This is a genomic window from Serratia sp. DD3, assembly GCF_000496755.2.
Genome location: NZ_AYKS02000018.1, coordinates 25,103 through 36,989, shown reverse-complemented (window position 1 = coordinate 36,989; position 11,887 = coordinate 25,103). Strand labels below are relative to the sequence as shown.

The window sequence follows — 11,887 nt, the reverse complement described above, 5'->3', positions numbered from 1 at the left end:
CTGGTAATCCGCTGAACAGTACTGGCTGCCTCTGTCTGTATGAACAATGACATTTTCCGGGCGTTTACGCCGCCACAACGCCATTTGCAACGCATCGCACGCCAGTTGTGCCGTCATCCGCGAGGACATCGACCAGCCGATGACGGCTCGCGACCACAGGTCAATCACCACCGCCAGGTAAAGCCAGCCTTCATCTGTACGCAAGTAGGTAATGTCACCCGCCCATTTCTGATTCGGCCCACAGGCGGTAAAGTCTTGTTTCAACAGGTTTTCTGACACCGGCAAACCATGCTCACGGTAACTGACCGGCCTGAACCGGCGCGAGGCCTTTGCGCGCCCCCCCTGACGACGTAGGCTAGCGGCGATGGTTTTGACGTTGTACGCTGGAAGCTCATCAGAAAGACTTGGCGCACCATACCGCTGTTTTGCGTCACTGAATGCCTTTCCAACGGCCTCATCGCAGACAAGACGGAACTGCTGACGCGGGGTTATCTGATGATGACGTAGACGCCAGGCATACCAGCCACTGCGGGCGACACGGAGCACCTGTTACCAACAATGCAAAGCTGGGTCTTCCGCAACTTGGGTGGAGATTTTCATGCAAGGGGACTCATCACACGTCGCCTCAGTAGCTCGAACCCTGCTCGACCATACATCTGGCGTTTCAGCATCTTCAGTCGGTTTACATGGCCTTCGACTACACCATTACTCCATCTGCTGCTTATCGCTTCGTGTATTGCTTTTGCATCAGCCTCCATCCCGGCAGCAACGCGCTGAAGGTCAACCAGACCGCTCTGACTGACGTCAAAGAACCATTGATTTAGCTGGGATTTATTCTTCATCTTCAGCATCCGATAGAAGTCGAGTGACAGTTGTTGTGCCATTTTCAGTTGCGGTTCTTTCTGGCACATTGATTCGATGAAGCGGGAAGCATAGTTTTCTTCTCCTCTGATTATTCGCCAGGGCATCAACCAACGACTGACCCGGGATGCTGAGGGAAGCCGCCCTGGGGCGACAACCGGATCGTTAACCTGCCTACGCCACTTAGCTACAGCATCCCTGACAGTCGTTTCACTCCCGGTAAAACCATCATCAACCATCTCCCGCCATAGCTGCCGGGCATTATGGTTGCCGTTTATTCGTTGTTCCTCCAGCGATTCCTTCCATGGCCCAAGAAGCCCGGGTTTTGGTGGTTTTGTTGATATTTCAGGGAATGCTTTCGACTGTATCCACCGACGAACCGTCACCCGGGACAGCCCGGTGAGACGTGATATTTCTCTGATCCCGCAACCTTTTTTATGAAGAGAGTCGACCTGAGCCCAGCGTTGATACCGCTTGTTACGCCGAAGTTGTTTAATTTTTTCTGGACGACGTAGCGTTGAGGCTGGTGCAGTAGACACTTCAGAGTTTTGTTTTTTTGGTGACAACTCAGCGGCAACCAGCCGTATCAATGGCATGTGTCTGTACATCATGCGCTCCAGCGCATCACCGATATTCTTCAGCAGGTGCCAACGGTCGGCCACCTGTATTGCCTGTGGTGCTCCATCGCGGGCGGCTAAAGCATAGATCCCGCCACGATCGCGTGAGACGACCTGTATTTCCGGATATTTTTTGAACCATGCCGCCAGTGTACGTTGCTCCCGGCCTGGCAGCAGTACCAGGGGACGATGGGTATCGAGGTTAACGATCAGCGTGCCGTACCTGTGGCCCCGGTGCCATGCCCATTCGTCGATACCGACATGCCGGGTTCGGTTCTCTACCTGCTCTGGAGCCTGAACAACCCTGCGCAATAGAGTATCTGCGCTGATCTGCATCCCTGATGCCACTGCCGCTCGTCTCCCGGCTTCTCCGCCAGCAATTAATCCCAACTGATGCTGCATATTTTGCAGTAATGTCGAAGACTGCTGTTGTGGGCCAGCAAAGGGAGCCAGCGATTCAGCAAAGATCTTGCGTGAACAGGATGGGTTACGACAGTACCAGTGCCGGACGGTAAAGATTAACCAGAGTGTCTGGCCTGAGCATGGAAGATGCTGTATCCGTCGTCGACGGCAACTATGAACAGAGCTGCTGCGCTGAAGACATTCAGGGCATTGCGCTGTTTTACGCGTGGCACGGAGATGTAGGGTGAGCCCATCAGAGCTAATAATTTGTCGGCTGGATTGCCATCCACAAGGTAGCTGCAAAAGTGTCTTAAGTGAGGGCATCTCGTTATCCATAACTTAAAACAGCTTAGATCCTTGTTAACTAAAAGTTTCATTGTTTTTCTTCCACCTAGGTTGCGGAAGACCCACTTTTCGGTTGTTGTTGACAGCACCCGACACATGGCTGTCTGCCATCAACCGGAGTATGCCAACCTGCCGCCGTCACAACTCGTGCCACGGTTGGCGGATAAAGGGGTCTATCTGGCGAGTGAGTCGACCTTCTACCAAGTGCTACGCCGTTATGGGGAAGTTCACCACCGTGGCCGTCGCCTCAAGCCGAGCCGGGTAAAAACGCCGACCACATTCACGGCTTCCGGGCCCTGTTAGGTGTGGACTTGGGACATTACCTGGATCCCTTCGGTGGTACGTGGCCGTTGGTATTATCTGTTTCTGGTGGAGGATGTATTCAGCCGAAAAATCACGGAGGCAGAAGTTTGTTCTGAACATCATAAAGCAGAGCAATTGTGGTGCGCCGAGTCAGAGAAATAAGCTAAAAAAGGCAAGTTGGGATGACTTTAACCAGTTCGACAGCCAGTGCCTTGAGTTTCTTTTCGTCCATAATTTGCCTGTCTCCGTTGTTAGGAAGAACATAAGAAAAACAGGCAATTACACAATTTTAATTACAGGCTCCAATTACTGGGCTCAGTTATCTTTTGGTTAAATAACAAGCAAAACGTGCTCCCGCCCTGCAACTCACTCAAGTTGAAACCACTGGATACTTGCGACTTTTTCTACTCTCGAAGAGATAGCACTAACAGTTCACAGGGAGTTAATCAAAGCGCATACTTGGCTATTTTCCTTCTCAAGGTAGAAAGACTAATGCCAAGGTGAAATGCAACATCAATATGCTTTCTATTAAGTAATGTAAGTGCGTTATCAATTTCTTTTTTTTCCATCTCCTCAAGAGTCATAATCGGCCTTACAACAGCAGGCACCGAATCTGCGTCCGATGTGTTTTGCGATATATTGCCTCGATTTAAGAATGAATGTTCAATCCATTTCATTAACTCTGAAATATTACCGCGCCAGATACTATTTTGTGCATGATTTAGTAGAAAGTGACGAAAGTTCTCATCGACAAAGTCTTGTCCTCCGTAGAGCTCCGTCAGTTTACGGTCAACGAATAAAGCAATATCTTCAGTACGATTTTGTAGATTTGGTAGACAGAGTGATGCTCTAGTTAGGTAATAGTAAAGTGATGGGCAAAAGCGTCGTTCATGCACTAAATCTTCTAACGGTTTCAATGAGCTGGTAATCAGACGAAAGTTAAGATTGATTGACTTTTTAGTCTTAATATCAAACAATGCTTTGGTCAGAATGAGATGCGTTAATGCGGCTTGTAAAATGCCCGGCAACAAATCAATACGCTCTATATATAACGTACCTCCATTTGCTAACTCAAATTTAGATTTTATTTCCTCTCTATTTTCATTCATCCCGCCAAAAAGTAATATAGATAAATCTACTTTTTTAACAGAGTGAAGATTAACTGAAATGAATGGGCCATCACTGTATCGCTTACAAGAATTGTGAATGGCCATGGCAAGGCTGCGTTTCCCAGTTCCTTCTTCACCCATAATATAGATAGGTGATGTGCTTCTAACAGACTCTTTAGCCGCATTAATAATACGTTGCATTTTAACTGAAGAGGTCTGGTGATTTTTCAGTGTAGGGACAAGCCTCTGATTTTTTTCTATACTCTTGCTTTTATCTGAAATTTCATCAAAAATAAGCACTCGATGCGAAGCATTCAAAGGATAAGCGGAAAGATGTAATTGCATGAGTTTCCCCGAGAAATCCAAGTCGATATTCTCTCCCTCAATCAGTAAACATTCAGTAAGTTGATACTTAATTTTGGGAGGGAATAAAAAATATTCGAACAGATTAGCATTGATTATTTTAGATGAACTATTACCAAATTGTTCATAGAGCGCGTGACTGAAATACATAATTAATCCTTGGCTATCAACTACTATGAAACAGGCTTTATTATGTTCAGCATAATACTTATTCACTGCATTTTCGAGATTTACCTGCTGACGAATTGTAGTTTCAGTCAGGTATTCGCTTAATATGGAAAGAGTGGTTTCAGCGAGCATAACTGATTTTTCGTCAACATGTAAATAAGTGACATAGCCAAGTGAACCTATTTCAGAGCCTGAGACTGGTAAGCTCATCACAGCATAACTCTTACGGTTTAATAGATTAAAACTATAAATTTCTTTCAGGCCAAGTATTTTAGGTGACCAATAGCTACCGAGCGCCATAGACTGTTCTTCAAGCTCATTCTTGATAACCTGATTGCCGCGTAAAGATACACTAACAAATTCGCAACTGAAAAGAATAAATACGCCATTAGTACTCATGGGTGAGTTTTTTACCTTCTCCATTATGGAGATAAAATTCTTTATCACCACCTGTAACATAATATTTTTTTTATTCCTTTCAATAGTATCGTAGTGAAAATCAGTCATATTTATCCCTTACAGTTCACTGTCAACTAAAAGATGACGGTCAAGCCCTATCTTTTTCATTTTTCGCCATAATGTGCTACGACTAACACCCAGTGCTTGAGCAACTTGCGATATTCTTTTTCCATTTTCATGCCAAGCGATAATAATCTTATTTTTTTCTATGTCCGCGACATCTACGATATTTTTATTCATTGAAAATTGTTTTGTGATTCTAGTCGGGAACTCTGCCAACGTGAGTTCATTACCATTACATTGTAGTATGGCATTTTCAATAACCTGAAAAACCTCCAAAAAATTCCCCGGCCAGCGATAGGTAAGTAGTATATTTTTGACATCTGACACTATGATATAATTAGTTTTTTCTCTCAGGTTGAGTTGTGTTAAAACCTGATCCAGTATCTTGCTGAGATAAGCTTTATCTGATGACAATGATTTGATCTCTAGTTGCACACTCGACAGCATAAAAAATAACATACGACGTATATGTGCTACTTGATGCTCATGTTTTTCATAAGAGCAACATATTATCTCTATATTTACCGGGTCAATTTGTCCGTTAGCTTTTCTTACTAATCCAGTAGAGAGCACCTTTATTAACTCACTTTGCAATTCCTGATTTAATAAATCAATATTCTTGATGCATAAAATATGTTCATTTGCTTCTTCGACATATTTAAGGAACTGTGCGTTAATATATTTATTACTATCATTGTTAGAGAAACCAGCCTGACAATCTAATATGAATAGTTTTTTATATTGATATTTTTTGGTAATATAGTCTACTACATACTGATCGCCAGCCCCGATTTCAGAAGTAAGGAACAGCCGAAGCCCTGATCTTGCTCGTTGTTTCAATGCTTTATCTAGAAAGCTATCCTTACCGAGACATTGACTGATGATATGGTATTTCCATTCTTCAGAATATATCAGTTCTGTGTGTAACGTCACAAAGAAAATAGTATCATCCCCTGATAAGCGACAATATATGTCTGCAGTTACTCTCATGTGAGGAAGATTTTTTTTCAGTGGGCCGGTCCCTGCATGATTATAAAGTTCGGTGTAGTTAAAAACCAACACCTCTTCCAAAACGATACCTGATTTATTTGAAAAATTTTTAGCTTTGCCGTTGCGGAATTTCAGCGAGCCATCGTGATCAAAAACAAAAATCATCATTGGTAATTCATCGAGTATTTTGTTAAAAAATAAAACTTTACTGAGGTTTTCTGCGCGATAGTTTGTGATCCGTTGCAGCATAATCTCAAGATCATATAAGCGGGATTCGCTCGTTTCATCTAATAAAACCAAGAGATAGTAATCATGCACACTATTTTTGCTGGGTGTACAAACCATTGCTAACGTGTGCAATGCCTTTTTATACGTTTCGTAGGAGTGAAGGATTGTACTGGTTTGGGTCGTTTGACAAATAGAAAATGCCGTAGTCCCTATCAATGCTTTATCAAAACTAAACCCTTCCCTGATACCAAGTTCCGCAAGAAGGGACTTCAGGGCAGGATCTGTATGAAGAAATATAACACAGCCGGTACAATCCAAAAGGCACCAGGCACTATTCTCACCTGATCCTGTAGATAAATCCGTACTGTGCAGATAATCCAGATAGATGGCTGCATCTTCACGTTTTTGTATTAGTTCACTAACGGGAGGTAGGTCTTGCTCTAGCCAATTTAAAGCGCAAAGGTGTTGGTCTTGCTGCCAAGAATGAACTAGGAAGTCATGAGTTGTCTCTTTGGCAGGCCAGCGGTTTTGTGTATGTAGACGCCATTTTTTGTATTTATCACTAGAGCGACGCATCGTGACACCTCTGGTACACAATAATGGATGAGTTGAAATTTCCGGTGCGTATTGCGATAGTCTTGGCCGGATGAAACTTCCGTGCTCTAAACCAGCCTATAATCCAATGCTTTTGCATAGCAACGAAACGCTTCATCATATCAAATTCTATTGTTCTAGTTGGCGTTTTATCTGCTTGTTTTTTCGAAACAACAGATCTTGGAACAGGAACTCAGTTCAATTTTTTATCCAAATCTCAGGTTACATAAAGGTGCCTGCTTGCCATCCCCAACGTTATATCACCCCCGATACTGATGACGACATCTGTACAGCCGACTCTATTTGTTGCCAATAGCCTCAAAATTTTTGGGATGTACATTCACCATTAATGCGGTAAGAAGTCGCAGCAATATAATTGTAGGAAAAGAGAACATTTACTGTGCCCTAAACTAGGGCTTGTTAACGTTTTATTATAACTCATTGAAATTAAATGATATTACCGAAATCGAAATAAACATGATTTTCTTTGAGATCAAATGATTACGCTCAAACGTCAACAGACCCTAATGTTTCCATCAAGTCATTGGCAGATTAAAAGGCGTTATGACCTACCGTGACCATATTTTTACCGATATGACTCAACGACCTTTTACTTTGAATAGACTTACTTGGTGAGATAATAGCTTTATCCAAGAACGTTTCTATTTCCCCCTCTTATTAACCAGTGCAGCAAAACACTTTCCACGGCGTATGCACCTGGAACTTTGGTGCCACTCAGGCTAGTGGTATTGAGATAAGAAAAACTCCCCGCACTAGCTTTCAACATGGTTGCCGTTTACTCCGCACCGACCAAAGTGGTATGTGTAGGTTCATGGCCCTACCCTCACCGAACAGGATAGCGACTTTATCATTGCGCCAGTCTTTATGCTAAATGACCTTTATATCCTTGCTGGGCTCCAGCTTTACCAGATTACCCAAGTGCTGCGTATACAGCATGCCATTGATTGACTCCGCTACCTAAGACTCTTTTTTATTGATAATCAGTTTTGCCACTTTGACACCTTTTAATGTGCACCCAGTATCTTAACGATACCGGGAAGAATTTATTAAACCTCTTCATTGAAAAAACGAGCATCCATTTTTTTCAAGTTCGGAGAGATAATGGGTGTAAACGGCAGTTGCTTAAGAATGTCTTTCTGCAAGTCCACCCCTGGTGCAATTTCGATGAGCATCATACCGTCAAGAGTCAGTTTAAATACGCAGCGTTCAGTTACATAAAGGGTAGTCTGTCCTGATTCTGCAGCAAATTCACCACTGGCAGAGATCTCGTCAACCGTATCAACAAATTTTGGATAGCGGCCTTCTTGAAGAATAGCCAACGTCCCATTGGCAATGGTGGTTTTCAGACCTCCACCCGAGAATGGAAAGCAGAATACTGCTTTCTTCGCGCTCTGAGTCAAGTTAACAAAACCACCGACACCGATAATATTATTACCAGCGCGACTCACATTAACGTTACCCGCTTTGTCTACCTGCATGGCACCGACAAAGGTGATATCCAGCATGCCACCGTCATAGAAGTCGAATTGACTGGCAGTTTCCTGACACATTTCAGGGTTGATAACTGCACCAAAACTCAGACCGCCGACAGGCGTGCCACCAATCAAGCCAGCTTCAATGGTCAGGCACATACTGTCTGATAAGCCCAGTTCTCTCGCTGCCTCCGGTACTAGTTCAGGGACACCAATACCAAGATTAACCACCGCACCATCTTTCAGCTCCAGAGCCGCCCGACGGGCAATGACTTTGTGCAGAAGCTCACGCGGTTTCTTACCACTGCCAGATGTCAGTTGCGTAATGGTTTCAAACTTTTTCTTGAAGTCTGATTGTGGCATGATGAACTCCCCGGTGTAGGCCGGTTCATATTTCTCAACCATGGTTTGCATTTGGTTTTCGTCAACCACAATTGCATCCACGATTACAGCTGGCAGCTTGACGGTACGTGGGTGAGAGGCCACATCGGAGATACGCTCAACCTGAACGATAACTTTGCCCCCATTCGCCTTTGCCGCCATTGCGATATTGTAGGGATCCAGATAAAAAGCCTCGTGCTCAAATGAGATGTTGCCATTCTTATCAGCAGTAGTACCACGGATAATGGCAATGTCTACTTTAGGGGCCTTATAGAATAAGTACTCTTCGCCATTAATATTCATCAATTCAGCCAAAGTGTCTTTAGAACGCTCATTCAGTGCACCGCGACTATTACGCGGGTCAACAAAAGTTTTCAGACCCACTTTTGTCACAACACCAGGCTGATTTGCCGCTGCGGCTCTGAATGTATGGCTGATTGGACCATAAGGTAGGTTATACGCTTCAATTTTGTTCTCTGCAGCCAGTTTTTTCAGCCCTAGCATTTTAATGAAGTGAGAGGCAACAACACGACGTACCATACCTTCGTGAGAAATAGCATCGATCAGTCGGCCTTCTTGAGATTCGCCCAAACCAGCTCCGAAGTAGTAATCCAGATCCCGTGGTTGTCCTTCATCCAGGAATTTTTGCCCCAGGGCGATCGCCACTTTCTCTGGAAAACACAAAGAACCAAATCCGTTAATAGCGACGCAATCACCAGACTTAATAAGGTTAATGGCGTCTTTCACATCCATTATTTTATTTTGTAATGACATGGGTATAACTCCTTTGTATATACACGTCATACTTCAAGTTGCATGTGTGATTGCTTTCCTGCAACTCGAATTATTTAGTGTATAAGCTTGTGAAAACATTATTTGCGGGGGAGATACTGGCGAGCAATACTACGGCCCACAACGATTTTTTGAATTTCTGTTGTACCATCAATAACTTGTAACATTTTGGCTAAAGCCATAGCTTGAACGATTGGGGCACTTTTCATTAAGCCCTCTGCGCCAAAGAGTTGGGCACACCTTACTGTGACTTCCATTGCTACATCGGTCGCAAATAACTTATTCATTGCCGCTGTAAGCGCAACAGGTTCGCCGCTGTCCATTACGGCAGCTGTTTTGTAAAGCAGGCAACGCGCGGCCTCAATTTTTGTTGTCATTTCAGCAACTTGCCACTGCACACCCTGATTAGTCAGAATCGGCTTGCCAAATGATTCACGTTGGCCAAGATAGGCACATACAGAGTCCACAGCTTGCTGGGCAACACCGATTGCGATAGCCGGTGTGAACACTCGAGCAACATCAATCGCCTTCAGCGCTTCTTTGAAACCCTCTGCAGACAGGAGATTAGATTTTGGTACAACGCAGTTATCAAACTCTACCCCTCCGACAAACATACCGTTACCGATCATACGCTCGCGGTTTTCCAGGGACCGCAATCCCGGAACATTGGCTGGAACGAACAGTATTATCATGTTTTTACTGTCTTTTCCGTCTTTCACCATCACGTTGAAGTAGTCGGCATCTTTAGCATTGGTGATCCAATCTTTCGTACCATGGATACGGTAAACATCTCCATCCAGCTCTGCATAAGCCTCAGTAGCCGATGGATCGCAGCCTGACCCACCCTCAGTGAGTGCAAATGCAGTGGTTTTGTTACCACAAGCCAAGTCAGGTACTAGCGTCAGAATTTCAGGGGCGATACCTTCATAGAAGGTTGCGATTTCCATATTAATGTTGTTCTGCAGTTGGAGCAGAAACGCCATAATTCCGCTACCATGTGCCAAACCTTCATAAACCAGCGACATTTGCAGGTAGCTATAACCTTTACCTCCCATATCAATTGGGATCCCTAAGCCATAGAATCCCTGCTCAGCGAGATCTTTCATTTTTTCTTTCAGCAAATCAGGAGACGATTCCAATTGCTGTGTGATGGGGGCCAGATATTCAAGGCTATATGCTTTTGCTTTGTCGAATATCGCCTGATGTTCTTTATCGAGTAAAAAGTTCATTTTATACCCTCCAATTATTACTTATTGTTTATGCGAGTTTTTCTAATACTGTATTTTTACTTTTCTGTTCAGCTTTCCAGCCAGTCTCTGTTAGGAACATGGTAAAAACAGCGAATAAAATCGGTGTAATGCAAGTCAGTGACAATGCTGTTTCGAGACCATATTGCGTTCCCAGCCAGCCGGTAGCGGCTCCACCCACTGCGCCACCTAGGCCGACAAGAGAAAAGATGAAACCTGTACCCATCGACACGGCTCGTGGGGACATATTGGTTTTGTAAAGCGTGGTAAAAGCCAGCGGCACAAAGTTATAGGCAGCATAGCCTGATATGAAGGCAGAAATAGACAGCAGCAGCACGCTATTCGTCAACATCAAACTGTAGTATGCAAAGGGTAAAACGATGCCGGATGCAACTATAAGTGGTTTGTCATAGCCCCATTTCTGCGCTAAGACAGGTGAAACTAGACACGCAATTGCCGAACCAATGGGTAGTAAACCTAATATCATTCCAGCTTCTTTAATAGATAGATTTAAACTTTCTACCGCATAGGTCGGCCAGAAGGTATAAACAGCGATCCAGGTTATCGAGGTCATTGGCCAAGCAAAGGCCAAGAGCCAGGTATTCTTGTGTTTTAATGCCTCTTTCAGTGGTTGGAGAACGGGTACTTTGTCATAATTTTTGGAATTTGAGTCGGTCTTGTCTTTTGCTATAAGCAACCATAATACAGCTAGGAACAGTGCGCCTACCCCCATGGCGATCATGACATCACGCCAGCCTGAGACCATCGCTAGAAAGATAGGAAATGCGGCAGTACCTAGCATTTGACCTGCTGGGCCGGTAAACATTTCCACGCCATTGATAGAACCGAGCTTCTCTTTCGGGATCCATTGAATTTTGAAAACCACCAGTACTGAAACAATCCCTGCCGCAACGCCCATGACGAACAAACGGCCAATGAATAACATAACGACATTAGTCGCCAAGCCTTGTAGGATCATACCGAAGCCTAGCAGCAAAAAAATGGTAAACAGAACAGTTTTAGGTTTGCCTTTACTGATAAAGCAAATGATTGGAATGGTTAACAGCCCCTTGCCAATCCAAGCTATGGCACTTAGCCAGCCAGCCATATTAAGGTCAAATCCAATCTCAGCTCTCATATCTGGTAAAACTACACCAAATGCAAAATTAGAAAGATTGGCCAGCATAAACGCAAGCCAAGCAATCAAAACTATTGTCCAACCTCTTCCGGGGATCTTTGAGTTATCAGTCATTTGTAATAATTCCTTTGATTAACGATCATTTAGCTGATAACCAGCATCATTGCAGTCGCGCTATTCTTTAAGAAGCAATTAATGGAAATGGAATGTCAATATTTGATGCAATACTCAAAAGTTCTCATCCATACGTTAGAATCAATAATTTATGGTGACATCTATCACGTTTTTCTTGTTCCAAGAGATAAAAAGGAGCAAATTGAACATGGATAAATTA

Annotated in this window: 8 protein-coding genes and 1 pseudogene; 2 read left to right on the top strand and 7 right to left on the bottom strand. The window is 43.9% G+C overall.

Annotated elements, in window-relative coordinates; genetic code table 11:
* Together IO95_RS03315 and IO95_RS03310 are read right to left on the bottom strand one after the other, a co-directional pair.
* Positions 1–549 (bottom strand): annotated as a pseudogene (locus tag IO95_RS03315) (IS3 family transposase); the annotation flags it as partial.
* A 47-nt stretch (positions 550–596) separates the two neighbouring features.
* Positions 597–2,216: an ISL3 family transposase gene (locus IO95_RS03310; protein ID WP_037383825.1), complete on the bottom strand. Its 1,620-nt coding sequence runs from the start codon at positions 2,214–2,216 to the stop codon at positions 597–599.
* Between the two features lie 105 nt (positions 2,217–2,321).
* Here IO95_RS03310 and IO95_RS24650 point away from each other — a divergent pair, with 105 nt between their 5' ends.
* Both IO95_RS24650 and IO95_RS26380 read left to right on the top strand, forming a co-directional pair.
* On the top strand, positions 2,322–2,528 hold the full coding sequence (locus IO95_RS24650) for a hypothetical protein (protein WP_081878504.1): 207 nt from the start codon (positions 2,322–2,324) through the stop codon (positions 2,526–2,528).
* On the top strand, positions 2,529–2,690 hold the full coding sequence (locus tag IO95_RS26380; RefSeq protein WP_160165606.1) for a hypothetical protein: 162 nt from the start codon (positions 2,529–2,531) through the stop codon (positions 2,688–2,690).
* Between the two features lie 284 nt (positions 2,691–2,974).
* Here IO95_RS26380 and IO95_RS03300 read toward each other — a convergent pair whose 3' ends face one another.
* The 5 genes from IO95_RS03300 to IO95_RS03280 all read right to left on the bottom strand — a co-directional run bounded on the left by IO95_RS03300 (position 2,975) and on the right by IO95_RS03280 (position 11,667).
* Positions 2,975–4,675: a sigma 54-interacting transcriptional regulator gene (locus IO95_RS03300; RefSeq protein ID WP_037383822.1), complete on the bottom strand. Its 1,701-nt coding sequence runs from the start codon at positions 4,673–4,675 to the stop codon at positions 2,975–2,977.
* 9 nt (positions 4,676–4,684) lie between these two features.
* Positions 4,685–6,484: a helix-turn-helix domain-containing protein gene (locus tag IO95_RS03295; protein WP_037383819.1), complete on the bottom strand. Its 1,800-nt coding sequence runs from the start codon at positions 6,482–6,484 to the stop codon at positions 4,685–4,687.
* Between the two features lie 1,085 nt (positions 6,485–7,569).
* Positions 7,570–9,150: an acyl CoA:acetate/3-ketoacid CoA transferase gene (locus IO95_RS03290; RefSeq protein WP_023490597.1), complete on the bottom strand. Its 1,581-nt coding sequence runs from the start codon at positions 9,148–9,150 to the stop codon at positions 7,570–7,572.
* Positions 9,151–9,248: 98 nt separating this feature from the next.
* Complete coding sequence (locus tag IO95_RS03285; protein WP_023490596.1) at positions 9,249–10,397, bottom strand: acyl-CoA dehydrogenase family protein; 1,149 nt, start codon at positions 10,395–10,397, stop codon at positions 9,249–9,251.
* Positions 10,398–10,425: 28 nt separating this feature from the next.
* Entirely contained in the window at positions 10,426–11,667 is a 1,242-nt protein-coding gene (locus IO95_RS03280) for a nitrate/nitrite transporter (RefSeq protein ID WP_023490595.1), read from the bottom strand.
* Positions 11,668–11,887 lie beyond the last annotated feature (220 nt).

Bases quoted from the DNA above. Each gene is read 5' to 3' on its own strand.
- IO95_RS03310 (WP_037383825.1), bottom strand. From the start codon at position 2,216: ATGGATAACGAGATGCCCTCACTTAAGACACTTTTGCAGCTACCTTGT.
- IO95_RS24650 (WP_081878504.1), top strand. From the start codon at position 2,322: ATGGCTGTCTGCCATCAACCGGAGTATGCCAACCTGCCGCCGTCACAA.
- IO95_RS03300 (WP_037383822.1), bottom strand. From the start codon at position 4,675: ATGACTGATTTTCACTACGATACTATTGAAAGGAATAAAAAAAATATT.
- IO95_RS03295 (WP_037383819.1), bottom strand. From the start codon at position 6,484: ATGCGTCGCTCTAGTGATAAATACAAAAAATGGCGTCTACATACACAA.
- IO95_RS03290 (WP_023490597.1), bottom strand. From the start codon at position 9,150: ATGTCATTACAAAATAAAATAATGGATGTGAAAGACGCCATTAACCTT.
- IO95_RS03285 (WP_023490596.1), bottom strand. From the start codon at position 10,397: ATGAACTTTTTACTCGATAAAGAACATCAGGCGATATTCGACAAAGCA.
- IO95_RS03280 (WP_023490595.1), bottom strand. From the start codon at position 11,667: ATGACTGATAACTCAAAGATCCCCGGAAGAGGTTGGACAATAGTTTTG.